The organism is Flavobacterium tiangeerense, assembly GCF_007830355.1.
Lineage (GTDB): Bacteria > Bacteroidota > Bacteroidia > Flavobacteriales > Flavobacteriaceae > Flavobacterium > Flavobacterium tiangeerense.
Genome location: NZ_VLKO01000007.1, coordinates 1 through 19,867, shown reverse-complemented (window position 1 = coordinate 19,867; position 19,867 = coordinate 1). Strand labels below are relative to the sequence as shown.

Genomic DNA, 19,867 nt, shown 5'->3' with positions numbered 1-19,867 from the left:
GTTTAATTAATAGGTTAGTAAAATAATTCGTGCTGCAATGCGGTAAATGTATTTCTTAACCAACATAAAAAAAAATTATTTCTAATAAATTTCGTTAGTTTTAAACCAACAACCAGTTTTATTCAACAAAAGACTTTTTTGTAATATGGAAAGTTAAGGGAATTAATCTAAAATTTTACTTTTCACTTCTTTACTATAATTTCTGCCTATAGGTATGGTATAGGATGCTATTTGTATTCTATTCCCTTCAATTGTTTTTACTTTATCTAAAGCGATGGAATAAGATTTATGAATACGAATGAAGCGTTCTTCTGGAAGCTCCTCGGTTAAAGAAGAAAGTGATTTATGAGTAATATAGGTTTTTTCAGCGGTAACTACTTTTATGTATTCTTTCATTCCTTCAATGAATAGAATTTCATCAATATTAATTTTTACCATTTTTTTATCTACTTTGATAAAAATATACGGATCTACACGTTGATTCTCTTGTTTTGTAGCTAATCGGTTTTGAAATTCACCAGTTATTTTTGATATACATTTTATAAATCGAGGCAGCGGGATAGGTTTAACTAAATAATCAAGAACATCTAAATCATAGCTTTCAGCAGCAAACTCGCGGAAGGCGGTTGTGATAATAATCTTGGTATTCGAATTATTTTTATACAATTGGATCAACTCAAAACCAGACATCAGAGGCATATTTATATCTAGAAATAGTGCATCGGTTGTGTTGTTATTTAAAAAATCTAAGGCTTCAATAGAATTATTAAAAGTTGCTATAACTTCAAATTCTGGAAAGTTTTGGAAATAGTTGATTAATACTTTAATAGCCAATGGTTCATCATCAATCAATACACACTTAATCTTCATTGTTTATAGGTATTTGTAAACGAATTATGTAGAAATTAAACTTGATTTGATGGTTTAATTGATAATTGCTTTTAAATAATAATTTTAATCGTTCTTTAGTATTAGATAGACCAATTCCATTTTTAGAGTTTTCATTTTGTGAAAGTACAAAATTATTTATTATTTCAAAATCGAGTGTTTTATTGTTGATGATTTTGCAGTTAATCTTTATGGTTAAGTCCTTATTATTTATTCCGCCATGTTTGAACGCATTTTCTATCAATGAGATTAATAATAAAGGAGGAACATTTATATTGTCAAAATTAGATTCTAGATTAATAAAGACATTTACATTTTCAAATCGTAATTTTTCAATTTCAATGTAATTCTGTATATAGTCAAATTCTTTTAGTAATGGAGTAAACTTGGCTCCTTCAATATCATAAAGAACATATTCCATCAAATTGGAAAGTTTTATAATTACATCAGGAACTTTTTTCGAATCTTCTAAGGAAAGTGCATAAAGATTATTTAAGGTATTAAAGAAAAAATGGGGTTGAATTTGTGTTTTTAAGTATTCAAGCTTTATTTTATATTGATTCTCTCTAAGAGTTCTATTGTTTTCTCTTTCTTTTAGCCAAGTTAATGTCAGGTATATAGAGGATGCCATTGCTAAAACATATAATTCTCCAATACAAACAGCAAGAATATGATTGATTTCAAAAGGCTGATAGTCTCTATTGGCTTCAGGCCAAATGTTTTTTGAAATAATGTAATAGGTTAATCCCGTTTTTAAAATATAAATGCATCCTAAACTAGTTAGTAGTGCAAATGTATAATGAAGGTATTTTGATCTTAAAACAAATCTAGGTACTAAAACAAATAAATTAAAATAGACTAAAGGTATGTGTAATGCGAATTCGATAAGATTTGACTTAAATGAATATTCATAATCATTGAAGTAGGCACCCCATCTTAAAAAATTTAATAAAAAATACAATCCCCAAAACCAAAAATGATTTTGAATTTTGATTTCAAATTGCATATCTTTTATTTTAGCCATGGTTAAGGAGACTTTTAGGAAATAAGTTCACAAGTGATTCTTGAATTTGATTTTGCAACTTTAATCATTTTGTCAATAAAAATGGGACTTTTTAAAGAAAAAAATAGTTTAATTATTAATATCGTAATGTAATGAAAATCAGAAAACGTTTTCGTGTAACATATTATTGAACAAAAGATGTCGTTCGTTTAAAAAACGATACTGTTGGTATAATTTATTTTTTTTAACAAAATCTTAAAGATAATTTTATACTATAACTAACTAATACATTAAAAAAAATGAAACAAATTTTATTAATCGTTATGATTATTTTTGCTTCGCAACTTTCGTTTGCGCAAGTAAAAACGCTCAAAGGAACGGTAGTTGATGCCAGCGGAATGCCAATTCCTTCTGCAAATGTCCAAGTACAAGGAGAGTCAAAAGGAACAACTACTGATTTTGATGGTAGTTTTGCTATTCAAGTAAGTGTAGGTAAGACTTTAGTAGTTTCTTATTTAGGATATGAAACTAAATCAGTTGTGGTAGGAAATGAAGATACTATTAAAATAATATTAAACAGTGGTGCTACAACAGCATTAACCGAAGTTGTGGTTACTTCATTAGGGATTAAAAAAACAAGAAAATCTCTTACTTATGCTGCTCAAGAGTTAAAAGGTGAAGAGTTAACTCGTTCTAAAGATGCCAACTTAATTAATACAATTGCGGGTAAAATTGCAGGTGTTAATGTGGTTAAAAGTGCTGGTGGTACTGGAGGTTCTACAAAAGTTACCATTAGAGGTAATTCTTCAGTATTAAATAACCAACCGCTTTATGTTATTGATGGTATACCCATGTTAAATACTTCTTCAAGTCAGCCAAATGATTCTTTTGGTAGTACTCAAGGGGGTAATAGAGATGGTGGTGATGTTGCTTCATTAGTTAATCCAGAGGATTATGAGGGAATGACTATTTTAAAGGGAGCTTCTGCTGCAGCTCTTTATGGCTCTCAAGGAGCAAGAGGAGTGATTATGTTGACTTCCAAAAAGATCAAAGAAAATACTTCATTTGTAAGAGCATCTTCTAATACAACTTATGAATCAGCGGCTTATTTGCCAAAATTTCAATCAGATTATATTGCAAAACCAGGTGCTAACGAGTCATGGGGTGATAAAGCAGGAAATAAAGATCATGTAAAAGATTTTTTTAGAACAGGATCTACACAAATTTCAGCTATAAATTTTGGAACTGCTTCAAAAAATTCATCTTCGTATTTATCTTATGCTAATACAACGTCAAATGGAGTCATCCCAACAAACAGTTTGAAAAAGCACAATTTTGGTTTAAAACAAACTTTCAAATTATTGGAAGACAAATTAATTATTAATGCTAATGCTAATTATGTTGCTCAAGAAATTACAAACCGTCCAACAAGTGGTTTGTATTTTAATCCACTAACAGGGGTATATTTAATGCCAAGAGGTGCAGATTTTAATAATTACAAAAACAACTTTGAAGTTTTTGATCCAGTTAGAAATTTAATGGCTCAAAATTGGGTTGGAAGTAGAGATATATGGCAAAATCCATATTGGGGTTTAAACAGAAACAAATCCGAAGACACAAATCATTACTTTAATGGAGCTTTAGGTGTAAATTATAAAGCTAATAAATGGTTAAGTATAGGTTCTCGTTTTAACTATGATAAAATTGACAGCAAATTTGAAAAATTTATTTATGCTACAACTGAAGGAACTTTATCACACCCAAATGGACGATATATATTGATTAATAATACAAGTACTCAAAAATATGGTGACTTGATAGCTACTATCAATACCAAAATAAATGATAACTTGTCATTCAATGCAAATATTGGAGCTAGTATAACAGATCGTTTTTTAAATGATGAGCAGGTTTTGGATTCAAATCCATCAGGTTTAAAAACAACAAATTGGTTCACTTTGCATAATTTTAATGATACTCAAGGTATTTTTCAAAACTATGGTGAAAGAAGACAAACTCAATCCCTTTTTGCTTCCGCTACAATTGGTTTCCGTGATTACCTATATGCTGATGTAACTGCTAGAAAAGATTGGTCTTCATCATTAGTAAATGCTGAGCAAGCAGCTGTTTATCCTTCTCTAGGTGTCACGACTTTATTGTCCGAAATTGTTGACTTTCCATCATATGTTTCTTTTGCTAAAATTAGAGCTTCGATAGCGGCAGTTGGTAATGATATTCCAAATTTTGTTTCTTCTCCTGTTAATTTGTATACTGCTGCAGATCCAGCTAATTCAAAACCAACTTTTGGACCTCAAGCTGGAACCAAATTAAAAGCAGAGCGTCAAAATTCTTTTGAAATCGGCACAGAATGGAGATTTTTAGAAAATAGAATTGGTTTAGAATTAACGTATTATAACAATACTACTAAAAATCAATTACTTTCTGTACCAGCACCTGCAACAAACCCAGAGGGGTATCAAAATTATATTTTCAATTCAGGTGTAATTAAAAATTCAGGTATTGAAGCGGTATTGTTTGCAAAAATTATCAAATCTGATGCTTTTGAGTGGGATGCAAATGTTAATTATTCATTTAATAGAAATAAAGTAACTGATTTACCAGATAATTTAGGAGGAGTAGTAGTATTGACTCCAGCAGGTGTTAATAATTACAGATATGCACTATATAATAATCAACCGTTTGGTGTAATTGAAGGGGTTAATTTAAAACGTGATGATCAAGGAAGAATTTTACTGAATCCTAAGGAGTACGGTCCGAATGGTCAATTATTACCTGCAATTATGCAGAAAACTGGCTTAGAAAAAGTAGGGAATGCTAATCCTGATTTTATGATTGGTTTTCAAAATTCATTCAAATTGGGTAATTATTTCTTGAATTTTACTATTGATGGTCGTTTTGGAGGTGATGTAATGAGTTTGACTCAAGCAATAAATGATGAGTTTGGTGTATCTATAGCTACAGGTGATGCTCGTAATACTGGCGGAGTGGCTATTAATGCCGTGTATCCTGACGGATCACCTTTTGTTGGAAAAATGGATGCTCAAAATTATTACAGTCAAGTTGGAGGTAGAGCAGGTGCTACAGGTGAATATGTTTATGATGCTACTAATGTTAGTTTAAGAGAATTATCTCTAGGTTATACTTTTAAACTAAGTGAGAATAAATTTTTAAAAGCTGCTAGCTTGTCAGTTGTTGGTAGAAACTTATTGTTTTTCTACAAAAATGCGCCTTTTGATCCAAACATTTCATTGAGTACAGGAAATGGTTTACAGGGAGTAGATGTATTTGGTATGCCTTCTACAAGAAGTATTGGTCTAAATTTAAATGTAACTTTCTAATTCACGTTTACAATGATGTTAAATAAAATAAAATCAACAGCTATATGTGCTTCTCTATTTTTAGCAATAGGATGTACGGATGACTTTAATTCAATAAATCAAAATCCATACGGATTGACAAATGAGCAATTGACTCAGGATTTTAATCACATAAAATCTCCTTTTCAGTCAGCTTTCAATGGTGTTTTCAATACTCTACATTGGAAATATCAATTACAACAAAATTTAAATGCCGATTTGTGGTCAGGTTATATGGCTACTCCTACAGGTTTTAGAGGAGGAAGTAATAATGCTACTTATGATTTAGTAGATGGATGGAATGGTTTCGTATGGAGCTTAGGTTATACTGATGTAATGGCAAATCTTTATAGAGTAGAACAACTTACTAAAGGGTCTTTAGATCAGGTATATGCAATATCTCTTATTCTTAAAGTTCAAGCAATGCAACGTATGACGGATACATTTGGTCCTATCGTATATTCAAAATTTGGAACTACAGATCCACTTATTGCTTATGATTCTCAAGAGGATGTGTATAAAGCGATGTTTAAGGAGTTAGACTTTGCAGTAACAGAGCTTACTAAGCGTATCGATGCAAACGAAAAAACAGTTTTTGCTGGTACTGATCTGACCGCTTATGAAGGAAATTATACTAAATGGGTTAAATTTGCAAATTCATTACGTTTACGTTTAGCGATGCGTATTGTTAAAGTAAATCCTACATTGGCAAAATCTGAAGCAGAGAAAGCTATAGCTCAAAAAATCGGTGTTTTTACTACAAAAGATGATGTTGCTAAAATTCAATATTCATCAACATTTATTGATCCTTTGAAAACCATTTCTTCTTCTTGGGGAGATATTCGTATGTCTGCAGATATGGAGTCGATTATGGGTGGATACAATGATCCAAGATTGGTTAAATACTTCTCTGAATCTGTTGATTTTCCAGGACAATATCGTGGTGTAAGAAATGGTATTGATATTGTAGCCAAATCTGATCGTACGGGTATGTCAGAATTAGGTTCTGTTGTTGCTGGAACCCAAAAGGTATTAATGAGCACCGCAGAAATTTACTTTTTACGTTCAGAAGGTGCTTTAAGAGGTTGGGCAATGGGAGGTACTGCTCAAGGTCTGTATGAATCTGGAATTAAGGCCTCATTTGAACAGTATGGTCTAGGTGGAGCTGATGCTTATATTGCTGACAATGTTAAAAAAGCTAAAGATTTTGTTGATGTTAAAAGTGCAACAAACAATGGAACAGCTGCTAATAATGTTACTATAGCATGGGATGCTGCAGCTACAAATGAAGTGAAGTTACAAAAAATCATTACTCAGAAATGGATTGCTGGTTTTCCAGAAGGACAAGAGGCGTGGTCTGAATACCGCAGAACGGGTTATCCAAAACTTTTTAAAGTAGTGAAAAATTTAAGTGGGGGTAAAATTTCAACAGAATTTGGACCAAGACGTATCAATTTCGTACAATCTGAAAAAGATGGGAATCCAGGTGGTGTAGCTACTGGTTTAGCTAAACTAAGTGGACCAGATAATGGAGGAACAAGATTGTGGTGGGATACTACTGGATCTAACTTCTAGTTTCTAGTACATGGTTAATAGTCCTTAGTGATTTGTTCTTGGCTTTATGCTAAGGAATAATTACTAAGGACTAATAGCTAAATTTATAGATTGCATAACGCTTTATTGGTTAAACAATGTCGTTGGTATACAAACTCTGACCGTTTGTTTCTTTTATTTTTTTGCTCCAAGTAATACTCCTAAATTTGATATAAAGTAAAAAAAAGATTTCATTTTTATATGCATTAAATGTTTTAAATGTGGATAATATAAAAATCAAATATTGTTTTGAAAACAAAGGAATTATAAAGAGAAAAATAAAATTAGCAAGAATTTAAAATTACAATACAATGAAAAATACTTTAGACATAAAACCGGATATTAGTTACAAAAGTGCTGGTAAATTTGAAGAAACTCGATTTGAAAAAATTCACAACGAAATTTTTAAAAACTCTGTAGAGGCTTCAAAAATTGTTGCTGAAGAAATTGCTACTTTAATTCGATCCAAACAAGAAGAAAATAAAAATTGTGTTTTAGGTCTAGCTACTGGTTCTTCTCCAATAAAAGTATATGAAGAATTAGTTCGTATGCACAAAGAGGAAAGCTTAAGCTTTAAAAATGTGATTACATTCAATTTGGATGAATATTATCCAATGAATAAAGAAAGCAAGCAGAGCTATCATTATTTTATGCATCAGCATTTATTTAATCATATAGACATTCATCCTGATAATGTTCATATTCCTGACGGAACAGTGGCTATTGAAGAATTGAATCAATATTGTATTGATTATGAAATGAACATTAAAAATGCAGGAGGCCTTGATTTTCAATTGTTAGGAATAGGTCGTACGGGACACGTAGGATTTAATGAGCCAGGATCGCACATCAATTCAGGTACTCGAATCATAACTTTGGATCATATTACTAGAGTAGATGCTTCTTCTGATTTTAATGGAATTAATAATGTACCTAAACGTGCCATTACAATGGGAGTTTCTACTATTATGCGTTCTAAACGAATTGTTTTGATGGCTTGGGGACAAAATAAAGCCGATATCATCAAAAGAACGATTCAAGGTGAAATTAGCTCTGAAGTACCCGCTACTTTTTTGCAAAATCATCCAAACGCTACATTTGTTTTGGATCAATCAGCGGCTTCGTCTTTAACCCGTTTTGAAACACCATGGTTAGTAGGGGAGTGTATTTGGAACCAAGAATTAAAAAGCAAAGCAATAGTTTGGTTGTGTCAAAAAACAAATCAGTCTATATTAAAACTTACCGATAGAGATTACAATAACAACGGTATGTCTGACTTGTTAGCTCAAGAAGGTTCTGCTTATGATTTGAATATTAATATGTTCAATGTGTTGCAACATACCATTACGGGTTGGCCTGGAGGAAAACCTAATGCCGATGATGCACACCGACCAGAAAGAGCTGATCCTGCTAAAAAGAGAGTGATTCTTTTTAGTCCTCATCCAGATGATGATGTGATTTCAATGGGAGGAACTTTTGCAAAATTAATCAAGCAAGGACATGAGGTTCATGTAGTGTATCAAACTTCTGGAAACATTGCAGTGACAGATGATGAAGCTTTAAAATTCGCTGAAGTATGTAATGATTTTGTAGGAGAAGATAGTAGTAAAATTAATTTTCAAGCCGTAATTGATTTCTTAAAAAATAAGAACGACAATCAAGTTGATTCTCTAGAAGTTAGAAAATTAAAAGGGTTAATTAGAAGAAGAGAATCTTATGCAGCAGTGCGTTACATTGGGTTGAAAGATGAAAATGTCCACTTTTTAGATTTACCTTTTTACGAAACAGGTCAGATAAAGAAAAATCCGCTTGGAACAGAAGATGTTGAAATTGTGGCTGATATCATCGCTAAAATTAAACCGCATCAAGTTTTTGCAGCGGGAGATTTAGCTGATCCACACGGAACTCACGAAGTATGTTTGAATGCCATTTTTGCCGCTTTAAAAAAATTAAAAGCTAAGCCTTACATGAAAGATTGTTGGTTGTGGTTATACAGAGGCGCTTGGCATGAATGGGATTTACATGAAATTGATATGGCTGTACCGTTGAGTCCAGATGAAGTATTATTGAAACGACAAGCCATTTTATTCCACCAATCTCAAAAGGATCGTGTGATGTTTCAAGGGAATGACTCGAGAGAATTTTGGGTACGTGCCGAAGATCGAAATAAAAATACTGCTAAATTATACGATGAATTAGGATTGGCAGAATATGAAGCTATTGAAGCTTTTAAAAGATTTGATTATTAAAAATTAAAATCCATTCGGTTGATTATTCATCCGAATGGTTCTTCTCAAAAATCAGGATTATAAACCTGACTGAAGATATTTATATACCAAAACCTCTCATGAAATACCTTTTTGTACTGTTTTTTATAACATTATCTACAACTGCTCAAGTTGCTAAAGAGTCCTTGAATTTAATGCCTTGGCCTCAAAAAGTAGAACTTAAGTCAGGAAATTTTGATTTAAAACCTACTTTTAAAGTTAATGTTACAGGGCAACCTAATGAAAGAATCTTTGGAGCGGTTTCTAATTTTTTAAGACGATTAGATGGTAGAACGGGCTTGTTTTTTAAGCAAGGTTTTGTGACTTCAACAAATGAATTTCCAGATGCACAATTGCAAATTAATTGCACAAAAGCAGGAAAAATTGGTTTGTATGAAGATGAAAGTTATCAATTGACAGTACAATCGAATGCTATTGTGATCAATGCTTCCTCAGATTTAGGAGCAATGCATGCATTGGAAACTCTTTTGCAATTGCTTCAAAACAATGCAGCTTCTTTCTATTTTCCAAATGTATCAATAACAGATATGCCTCGTTTTACTTGGCGTGGGTTGATGATTGATGTTGCTAGACATTTTCAACCAGTTGATGTGATTAAAAGAAACTTAGATGCTATGGCAGCTATGAAAATGAATGTTTTTCATTGGCACTTGGTTGATGATCAAGGGTGGAGGATTGAAATGAAGAAACATAAAGTCTTAACTGATAAAGCTTCTGATGGTCTTTTTTATACTCAAGAAGAAATTAAAGGTATCGTGAAATATGCTGCCGCCAGAGGAATTTTAGTTGTACCTGAAATTGATGTACCGGGACATGCTTCTGCTATTTTGACTGCCTTTCCAGAAATTGGAAGTAAAGTAATAACTGTAAATAAAGGGTCTGCTGAAACAACCCAGAAAGCATCGGGTCTCGTGACTTATTCGTTAGAAAGAAATGCAGGTATTTTTACACCAACACTAGATCCGTCCAATCCAAAGACATATCAATTGTTGAGTGAAATTTTTGATGAAGTTTGTCTGTTATTTCCAGGGAAATATTTTCACATTGGAGGCGATGAAAACGAAGGTAAAGATTGGGATTCGAATCCTAAAATTCAGGAATTCATGAAGAAAAACAAGTTAGCCAACAATCATGAGTTGCAAACTTATTTTACCATGCAGTTAATTCCGATGTTAAAAAAGCATCAAAAAGAATTGATGGGATGGGAAGAAATTATGACCAAAAACATGTCAAAAGAAGCCATAATTCATTCCTGGAAAGGGCCTAATGAAGGAGTAGCTTCTGGTAGTTCTCTTATTGCTGCTGCTAACAATGGATATAAAACAGTATTGTCTAATGGTTTTTATGTAGATTTAGTTCAAGGAGTTGAAAGTCATTATTTGAATGATCCAATGCCTAAAAAGAATACACTATCGTCAGAAGAAAAAGCTAGAATTCTAGGAGGTGAAGCTACAATGTGGAGTGAATTGGCGACACCTGAAACCATCGATTCAAGAATTTGGCCTAGAACCGCTGCTATTGCCGAAAGACTTTGGTCTGACGCCAATGTAACTGATTTGGCAAGTATGCGAAAAAGATTGAAAAACATTTCTTTTCGATTGGAAGAATTAGGAATTACGCATATTCGAAATAAAGAGGTGTTGTTGAGAAATATCAGTAACAATCAAAATACTGCTGCTCTACAAACGTTTTCGGCAATTTGTGAACCTCTGAAAATTTATTCCCGAAATGCGGGCGGTACTGAATATCAGATGTATTCTCCCTTTACTTTGTTTGCTGATGCATGTGCGCCAGATGCTGAAGATGCTTTAGTTTTTAATGAATTAGTAGCAGATTATTTAAAAAGTAAAGAGATATCATTAGAAAAAGAGATTGACTTGTTTTTGAATAAATGGATACAAAATCATAAAGAATTAGACAATTTAAGTCAAAATGCGCCATTGGTCCAACCTCTTTTACCTTTGTCAAAAGCATTACATGATTTGTCTGAACAATTACTGCTTAAGTTGCAAATGAAATCCGGTTATAATGCAGCTCTAGCAAAAGAGTTACTAGAAAAATGCAACTCTAAGGCCCATGCGGATGTAGAACTTGCTGTGTTTACTGGTTTGAAAAACTTAGTAGAATTATAATTTTTTAGTTCAATTATTAATATGTTTAGTTTATTTAGTTTTATTGATTTTTGAATTGGTATTAATTTCTTTTTCAAATTTGTAATTTTTTATAAGAAATTATTATCAGAGAGGATGTCTAAATGATGTCCTCTTTTTTTTTGAGAACTTAAAATGATAAAATGAAATTAAACTAAGCGAATTTTGTACTTTTGCAAAAATTTATTAAAAAAAGATAATTCATGTTAACAGTAAATAATTTATCAGTTCAGTTTGGCAAACGAATATTGTTTGACGAAGTAAATACAACCTTTACACACGGTAATATTTATGGCGTTATCGGAGCCAATGGGGCTGGAAAATCTACTTTCTTAAAGATTATCGCTGGTGATATGGATCCTACTTCGGGACACATACACTTAGAGCCTGGCAAGCGTATGTCTGTTTTAAATCAGAACCACAACATGTTTGATGAACATACAGTACTGGAAACGGTAATGATGGGAAACAAAGTTTTGTATGCTGTGAAAAAGGAAATGGACGAACTTTACTTGGATTATAATGATAAGAATGCTGATAGGATAGGGGAGTTACAGGTTCAGTTTGAAGAAATGAATGGTTGGAATGCCGATTCTGACGCTGCATCTATGCTTTCAAACCTTGGAATTACTGAGGAGCATCATTATACATTGATGGGTGATCTTGAGGGGAAAATTAAAGTACGAGTGTTATTGGCGCAAGCCTTGTTTGGAAATCCTGATTTATTAATTATGGATGAGCCTACCAATGACTTGGATTTTGAAACCATTGCTTGGTTAGAAAATTTCTTAGCAAATTATGAAAATACAGTAATTGTAGTATCGCATGACAGACACTTTTTAGACTCTGTATGTACGCATATATCTGATATTGACTATAATAAAATCAATCATTATTCTGGGAATTACACGTTTTGGTATGAATCGAGCCAGTTAGCTGCAAAGCAACGCGCACAACAAAACAAGAAAGCTGAGGAAAAGAAACAAGAATTAGAAGAATTTATTCGTCGTTTTTCTGCCAACGTTGCCAAGTCGAAACAAGCAACTTCTCGTAAAAAAATGATTAGTAAATTAAATATTTCCGAGATAAAACCTTCTAGCCGAAGATACCCTGCCATTATTTTTGATCAAGAGCGTGAGGCAGGAGATCAAATCTTAAATGTACAAAACTTGAGTGCCTCTATTGATGGAGACATTTTATTTAAAGGTGTAGATTTGAATATGGCAAAAGGAGATAAGATTGTCTTGTTTTCAAAAGATTCGCGTGCAACAACTGCTTTTTACGAAATCTTGAACGGAAATCAAACACCAGATTCTGGTACTTTTGATTGGGGAGTTACAACAAACCAAGCGTATTTACCAGTTGAAAATCATTCGTTTTTTGAAAGTGATTATTCACTAGTGGACTGGTTGCGTCAATGGGTAAAAACAGAAGAAGAACGTGATGAGGTAAACATTAGAAGTTTCCTTGGGAAAATGATTTTTTCAGGTGAAGAAGCTTTAAAAACATGTCGTGTTTTATCTGGTGGTGAAAAAGTACGATGCATGTTGTCTAGAATGATGATGGAACGTGCTAACGTGTTAATGCTTGATGAGCCTACGAATCACTTAGATTTGGAATCAATTACGGCTTTTAACAATTCATTAAAGAACTTTAAAGGATCCGTGATATTTACCACGCATGATCATGAGTTCTCTCAAACTGTAGCTAATAGAGTAATTGAGCTTACTCCAAATGGAGCAATAGACCGTTACATGACATTTGATGACTACTTGGATGATGAAAAAGTACAAGAATTGAGAGTGAAAATGTATTCTAAATAATAAAAAATCCCGCTATTGCGGGATTTTTTTTGATATAAATTCTAGCTTAAGTTTTTTGCAATGCTATTATTTTCTTTTGAATATTTTTGTGATTATAAAAAGTAAAATTGCAATAATAGCAATAACTAAAAAAATACCCACGCCTACACCAGCTTTAAAAATTCCCTTAACAATGGAACAACTTGATAAAGTGATTAGAAGTAAAGATAATAATGAGATTCTTGTAAATATTTTTTGCATGATTTAAGTTTTTGAATTGTTTTTATATTTGGTAAAATTAGATTTAATAATAATAATGTTTGTTACATAATTACAGTAGAAAATTATAGAATGAAATCAAGCTATTTTTTATACAATCCTGTTGTATTTGTGTAGATTTAATTTGAAAATGCTAAATATGTATTTGTATATTTGTGTAACCAAAGAATAAACTCGCTATGAGCCAAAAAGTATTGCTTACTGCTAAAGAAGTTACTATAATTTTACACCGTTTGGCTTGTCAATTAATAGAAAAGCACCTTAATTTTTCAGATACGATTTTGGTAGGAATTCAACCAAGAGGAGTTTTTTTAGCCGAACGTTTAAAAGAAATTTTGCAAGATGAATATCAAACTCCTGAAATCCAGTTGGGATATCTCGATATCACCTTTTTTAGAGATGACTTTAGAAGAACGGATAAACCATTAGAAGCCAATAAAACTAAGATCAACTTTATTGTTGAAAATAAAAAAGTAATATTTATTGATGATGTGTTATTTACCGGTCGTAGTATTCGATCAGCATTAACTGCAATCCAATCCTTTGGTAGGCCATCAGAAATTGAATTGCTAGTCTTAATTGACAGACGATTCAGCCGTAATTTACCCATTCAACCTGATTATAGAGGAAGACAGGTAGATGCTATCAATAATGAAAAAGTAAAAGTTAGTTGGAAAGAAAATGATGGAGAAGATGGTGTTTATTTAATCACAAGTGAATCCTAGCAATTGTAAACCAGAAAATATAATCGTAAATAGAAATGAAAGAATTAAGCGTAAATCATTTATTAGGTATAAAGTACATCAATAAAAATGATATTGACTTGATATTTGAAACCGCAGATCATTTTAAAGAAGTTATTAATAGACCGATAAAGAAAGTGCCTTCATTACGAGATATTACCATTGCTAATATTTTTTTTGAAAACAGTACACGAACAAAGCTTTCTTTTGAATTAGCTCAAAAACGTTTGAGTGCTGATGTTATTAGTTTTTCGGCTGCACAATCCTCAGTAAAGAAAGGCGAAACATTAATAGACACCGTGAACAACATCTTATCTATGAAAGTAGATATGGTAGTAATGCGACATTCTAATCCGGGTGCCGCATATTTTTTATCAAAAAATGTCAAAGCAAGTATTGTCAACGCAGGCGATGGAGCTCATGAGCATCCTACACAGGCCTTACTAGATAGTTATTCTATAAGAGAGCGTTTAGGCGAAGTTGCGGGTAAAAAAGTTGTCATAGTTGGTGATGTTTTGCATTCAAGAGTGGCACTGTCTAATATCTATGCTTTGCAAATGCAAGGAGCCGAGGTAAAAGTGTGTGGACCAAAAACGTTAATACCAAGATACATCAACTCATTAGGGGTAGGTGTTGAACCTGATTTAAGAAAAGCATTAGAATGGTGTGATGTGGCTAATATGTTGCGTGTACAAAATGAGCGTATGGATGTTAATTTTTTTCCATCAACACGTGAATATGCTCAGCAATACGGCTTAGATAAAACGCTTTTAGAATCGTTAAGTAAAGAAATCGTAATTATGCACCCTGGTCCAATCAACAGAGGCGTTGAGATTACAAGTGAGGTAGCAGATCATCGCCAATCTGTAATTTTGAATCAAGTTGAAAATGGTGTAGCTATTCGTATGGCGGTTATTTATTTATTGGCCTCAAAAATTCAATAGCGGTATTCAGTACTTTAGATAAATAATTCCGCACTAGATTTTTAAAAATGTATTTAAATTTAATATCATGAAAGTAGATCAAAAAGGACACACAATAGTAATTCGAGATACACAAGGTGACTTTACATCTTTTTTAATGAAAATTACGCACCAATACAAAACATTTGAAAAGCATAACATAATTATTGATTTGTTGATGTATCAAAGTATGTCAATATCAGACATAAAACTTTTTTTGCCTTTATCAAAAGATCATAAAAAAGCAAAAAAGTCATTTGTAATAGTGACCTCTGATTTTGATTATAATGCAGTTCCATCAAAATTAACTGTTGTTCCATCATTATTAGAGGCACATGACATTATTGAAATGGAAGAGATTGAAAGAGATTTAGGCTTTTAATCAATTGAATTCGGTTTTTTAAACCTATTGATTGATTCAAGCAAGTATAAATAATCGAATTAAAAACACCTTGAAATTAACAATACTTGGTTGCTATGCAGCCACTCCTAGGACTTTTACAAATCCTACATCACAGGTTTTAGATATTAATAACAGGCTCTTCTTAATTGATTGTGGCGAAGGTACACAAGTTCAGCTTCGAAAAAATAAAGTGAAGTTTTCTAGAATCAATCATATTTTTATTTCGCATTTACACGGAGACCACTTTTTTGGTTTAGTAGGTTTGATATCTACATTTTCATTATTAAATAGGACTACTGATTTACATATTTATGGTCCCAAAGGGATTAAAGAGATTATAAAATTACAACTGAGATTATCAAACTCTTGGACAAATTATGGATTGTATTTTCATGAATTAGAATCCTTAGAAAGTGAAATAATTTTTGAGGACCATAAAGTTGTTGTCAAAACAATTCCGCTTAAGCATAGAGTGTATACCAATGGTTTTTTGTTCCAAGAAAAAATAGGAGAGCGAAAATTAAATATTGAAGCAGTACAAAACTATGCTATAGATACTTGTTATTACCAAAATATTAAAAACGGAAGAGATATCACCTTAGAAGACGGTAGTGTTGTTTTAAATGAGGATCTTACTTTTGAACCTATTCCAGCTCTTAGTTATGCATTTTGTTCTGATACAGTTTATAATGAAGACATACTTCCTATTATAAGTAATGTAGAAGTTTTGTACCACGAATCGACTTTCTTACAATCAGAGGAAAATTTAGCTAAAAAAACATTACATTCTACTGCCAAAGAAGCTGCTTTAATTGCCCTGAAAGCTAATGCAAAACAATTAGTTCTAGGACATTATTCAACACGCTATGAAAGTATTGAAATGTTCAAGCAAGAAGCAGAAACTGTTTTTCCTAATGTATTACTTGGTGACGACGGTAAAAGCTTTGAATTTTAAAATACAAATAATTTAAAAACACTATTTAAACTATACGATAATGAATGATTTAAGTGATTATAGAAAGTCATATGATAAAAGTGAACTTTTAGAAAGTAACATTCCAGAAGATCCTATAAATTTATTTAATAGATGGTTTCATGAAGTTGAAGACCATGGAGGAGATAGTGAGGTAAATGCCATGACATTATCAACAATTGGTTTAGACGGTTTTCCAAGAGCGAGAGTCGTTTTATTAAAGAAATTTTCTGAAGAAGGTTTCATTTTTTATACCAATTATAATTCAGAAAAGGGTAAAGCTATTTTAGAGAATGATAAAGTTTGTTTGTCATTTTTTTGGCATACTATGGAACGTCAGGTGATTATTAAAGGAGTAGCCACTAAAACTTCTGAAATGATTTCAGACAATTATTTTGACTCCAGACCAGATGGTAGTAAACTTGGGGCAATTGCATCTAACCAAAGTGAAGTTGTTTCGTCAAGAGAAGTTTTGGAAACTACACTTTTAAAGTTAGAAAAAGAGTTTTCTAATACTCCTATTTCAAGACCTGAATATTGGGGAGGCTTTATTGTAAGTCCTTCAGAAGTAGAGTTTTGGCAAGGTCGTCCTAATCGTTTACATGACAGAATACGTTATATTTTTCAAAACGATCAATCTTGGAAAATTGACAGACTTGCTCCATAATATGTAATAAAACTTACAATTTTGTTTTATTAATGTAGTTCATCGATTTTATTTACCTTATAACGGATTTTTTATCTATATTTGAATAAGAAAATAAAATTAGATTACTAATTTTAAAGTTTGTTGCCCCACAATCGACTTTAAGTTTAACCTACTACATTATGACTACAAAATTACTTCGTACATTATTACTTAGTTTAGTGGTATGTATCTCAGCTTCGTGTTCATCAAATAGTTCTGATGAACAAACAAATGAAACAACTGTACAAAAAGTTTCTAATTACAATTACAGTGTGTTTGAGATTGAAACGATGGATTTAATAAATTCATATCGAGTTAGCAAAGGGTTAAACCCTCTTTTGAAAATAAATCATATGTCTTTCAAGTCTGAGGAACATGATAATTACATGATAGAAAATAACGTTGTTAATCATAACAATTTTGTAGAAAGATCAGAAAATATTATTCAAACCTTAGGAGCGAAATCAGTAAGTGAAAATGTAGCTTATAATTATAGTACACCCCAATCTGTTCTTAATGCATGGCTTGCAAGTCCAGGACACAAAGCAGTAATCGAAGGTAATTTTACTCACTTTGGTCTAGCAGTTAAAGAACATCCTACAACTGGTAGAAAATATTTCACAAATTTATTTGCTAGAATTTAAGTTTTTTAAATTTTTTTTTTGAAGCTATCTCATAACTATGAGGTAGCTTTTTTATTTCTACTAGTTTCTGTTTTAAGGTCTAATTTAAGTTTTATTTGACGCTATTTTATTAGCATCTACAATTGTAAATAAATACAATTGAATCTTTTATGATCGAATTAAAAGTGATTTATTTTTAGAAAATCAAGAGGTGAATTCTTTACAGTTATTATCACTCAGGTAACGTTTAAGATAAAAGACAAGTAAATATTCCTCTTCATAAATCTTGTTTGAGCTTTCTACCAATTCATTTTACTCTCTATTTAGCTAATTTATTTTTTACATAGTATAGCAAAAAAAACCTGAGGGGTTAGCCTCAGGTTTTAAATAAAATTAAATTGATTTATTGATTTATGTACAAATAGCCACTAAGTTTTTTAACTTGAGTTTTACCATCTATAATAGCAGTGTAGTTTAAAATATAGAAATAAGTTCCAGTAGGTAGACTGTTAGTATCTTTTATAGTTGTTCTACCTCTAGAGTATCCATCAAAATAATTAGTTTGGTTGTTATAGTTTTTAGTTTCAAAAACTGAAACACCCCAACGGTTAAAGATTTCGATGCTGTTTTCTGGATAACAAGTGGTATTGTCAATGTTTTCAATTACTAATTTATCGTTAACACCGTCATTATTTACAGATATAGCATTAAATACTTTTACTGTTCCACAATCTAATACTAAACAATCATCATTGACTTTAATCGTTATTCTATAGGTTTGAGGACATGTAGTATCAACCACTTTGTATTCAAATACTTTATCTCCTAAGCTTTGACCAAAAGGATTAAATTGATCTCCTTGCAAAGCACCGGTAGTATTGATATCAGTCCAAGTTCCATTTGTAGATATTCCTGTTGGTAGTAAACTTCTCAAATTGATTAAAGCTGAATCACCATTACACGCAGAACTATCTATTGTTTTTAATTCATTTACATTAGTTACATTCACATTCTGTGTGAACCTAGATGTATTTCCGCATGTATCTGTTACCAACCATTCTCTAACAATTGTGTATGAATTTGAATTGTTGTTATTAATTGTTTCTGTATAGTTATTTGATGCTATACTTGAACATGCATCTGTAAAGACTAATTCAGGTTTCACTGGGATTGCATCGCAATTAACATTTACATTTTGTTGGAAAGCGGTAGCAGTAATAGGTCCTTGATTATCTTGAACATTTATTATTTGCGAAGCTGTTGTAGTATTACCGGCAGCGTCTCTAGCAGTCCAAGTTCTTGTTACTGTATAAGATCCTGCACAATTTCCTGCTGTTGTGATATCTACAAAACTTAAGCTTGCAGCTCCACAATTATCAGTTGCTGTTGCTTGTGCAAAATTTAGTATTGTACCACAAGAAACAGTTGTAATTGCTGGTAATGCTGCAATTGTAGGTCTAACTAAGTCACTAATTACAATTGTAATTTTTGCCGTTTGACAATTTAAAGGATTTAGTTTTTCGCATACTTGGTAAGTCAAATCGTATTGTCCTGTAGGTATGTTATTTGATATACTAAGATTTCCTAAATTATCTAACAGAATGTTTGAATTTTGGCCAGTAAGTATCGTTACGTTGATATTATCTGCAGATAATGGACTGTTGTTGAAAGTGTCATTAGTCAATATATTTCCAATTATGCCTGTAGTACTGCAGCTTAAACCTGAGTAAACATCATCAGTTAATACCATAGTTGCACTTACCACATTTACAGTAACAGTCCCAATAGAACAATTACTAGGATTAATAGTTTCACATATAGTATATTGAACTGTGTACACTCCAGCTGGTGTATTAGGTGATACTCTGATTTTTCCGTCAGAACCTACAGTAATTGGGCCATTAGGTACAAAAGTTATAACAACATCTGAATGTGATAATAATACTCCATTTAAGGTATCATTATCTAAAACGTTGATACCTGTTGCACCACCAGTTATCCCATTAACCAAGCCTACATTGTCATTTACAGCTACTATCATCGCATTGTTATTGTCGATAATGGTACCCGTAGCCGAAGCAGCTCCAGAGGCAAT

The 19,867-nt window shown here is 32.0% G+C and carries 14 protein-coding genes; 11 read left to right on the top strand and 3 right to left on the bottom strand.

From position 1 onward, the window contains the following. Positions 1-162: 162 nt before the first annotated feature. A complete protein-coding gene (locus IQ05_RS08925; protein ID WP_144892149.1) occupies positions 163-870 on the bottom strand; it encodes a LytR/AlgR family response regulator transcription factor in 708 nt (235 codons plus the stop codon). Further along, on the bottom strand, positions 860-1,912 hold the full coding sequence (locus tag IQ05_RS08920; RefSeq protein ID WP_144892147.1) for a sensor histidine kinase: 1,053 nt from the start codon (positions 1,910-1,912) through the stop codon (positions 860-862). The genes IQ05_RS08925 and IQ05_RS08920 overlap by 11 nt, the downstream gene beginning before the upstream one ends. A 278-nt stretch (positions 1,913-2,190) precedes the next feature. On the opposite strand from IQ05_RS08920, the gene IQ05_RS08915 reads away from it, so the two are divergent. From IQ05_RS08915 to IQ05_RS08865, 11 genes are all read left to right on the top strand, one after another. Then, a complete protein-coding gene (locus tag IQ05_RS08915; protein WP_144892145.1) occupies positions 2,191-5,250 on the top strand; it encodes a SusC/RagA family TonB-linked outer membrane protein in 3,060 nt (1,019 codons plus the stop codon). Positions 5,251-5,262: 12 nt separating this feature from the next. Continuing rightward, positions 5,263-6,843: a RagB/SusD family nutrient uptake outer membrane protein gene (locus tag IQ05_RS08910; protein ID WP_144892143.1), complete on the top strand. Its 1,581-nt coding sequence runs from the start codon at positions 5,263-5,265 to the stop codon at positions 6,841-6,843. Positions 6,844-7,172: 329 nt separating this feature from the next. Next, positions 7,173-9,110 (top strand): glucosamine-6-phosphate deaminase, encoded by a 1,938-nt coding sequence (gene nagB / locus IQ05_RS08905; protein ID WP_144892141.1) that lies wholly within the window; start codon positions 7,173-7,175, stop codon positions 9,108-9,110. Between the two features lie 98 nt (positions 9,111-9,208). Next, positions 9,209-11,281 (top strand): beta-N-acetylhexosaminidase, encoded by a 2,073-nt coding sequence (locus IQ05_RS08900; protein ID WP_144892139.1) that lies wholly within the window; start codon positions 9,209-9,211, stop codon positions 11,279-11,281. A 221-nt stretch (positions 11,282-11,502) separates the two neighbouring features. Then, positions 11,503-13,122, top strand: a complete 1,620-nt coding sequence (locus IQ05_RS08895; RefSeq protein ID WP_144892137.1) for an ABC-F family ATP-binding cassette domain-containing protein — start codon at positions 11,503-11,505, stop codon at positions 13,120-13,122. A gap of 437 nt (positions 13,123-13,559) precedes the next feature. Then, positions 13,560-14,105, top strand: coding sequence for a bifunctional pyr operon transcriptional regulator/uracil phosphoribosyltransferase PyrR (gene pyrR / locus IQ05_RS08890; RefSeq protein WP_086454975.1), 546 nt, complete (start codon positions 13,560-13,562; stop codon positions 14,103-14,105). A 35-nt stretch (positions 14,106-14,140) separates the two neighbouring features. Then, on the top strand, positions 14,141-15,067 hold the full coding sequence (locus IQ05_RS08885) for an aspartate carbamoyltransferase catalytic subunit (protein WP_144892135.1): 927 nt from the start codon (positions 14,141-14,143) through the stop codon (positions 15,065-15,067). Between the two features lie 67 nt (positions 15,068-15,134). Further along, positions 15,135-15,467, top strand: a complete 333-nt coding sequence (locus IQ05_RS08880) for a ribonuclease Z (RefSeq protein ID WP_144892133.1) — start codon at positions 15,135-15,137, stop codon at positions 15,465-15,467. Between the two features lie 70 nt (positions 15,468-15,537). Further along, on the top strand, positions 15,538-16,443 hold the full coding sequence (locus IQ05_RS08875; RefSeq protein ID WP_144892131.1) for a ribonuclease Z: 906 nt from the start codon (positions 15,538-15,540) through the stop codon (positions 16,441-16,443). Positions 16,444-16,483: 40 nt separating this feature from the next. Then, positions 16,484-17,128, top strand: coding sequence for a pyridoxamine 5'-phosphate oxidase (gene pdxH, locus IQ05_RS08870; RefSeq protein WP_144892129.1), 645 nt, complete (start codon positions 16,484-16,486; stop codon positions 17,126-17,128). A 161-nt stretch (positions 17,129-17,289) separates the two neighbouring features. Further along, positions 17,290-17,793, top strand: coding sequence for a CAP domain-containing protein (locus tag IQ05_RS08865; protein WP_144892127.1), 504 nt, complete (start codon positions 17,290-17,292; stop codon positions 17,791-17,793). Between the two features lie 382 nt (positions 17,794-18,175). Here the strand turns inward: IQ05_RS08865 and IQ05_RS08860 are convergent. Further along, the coding region (locus IQ05_RS08860; RefSeq protein ID WP_144892125.1) for a gliding motility-associated C-terminal domain-containing protein at positions 18,176-19,867 on the bottom strand (1,692 nt) is incomplete at its 5' end.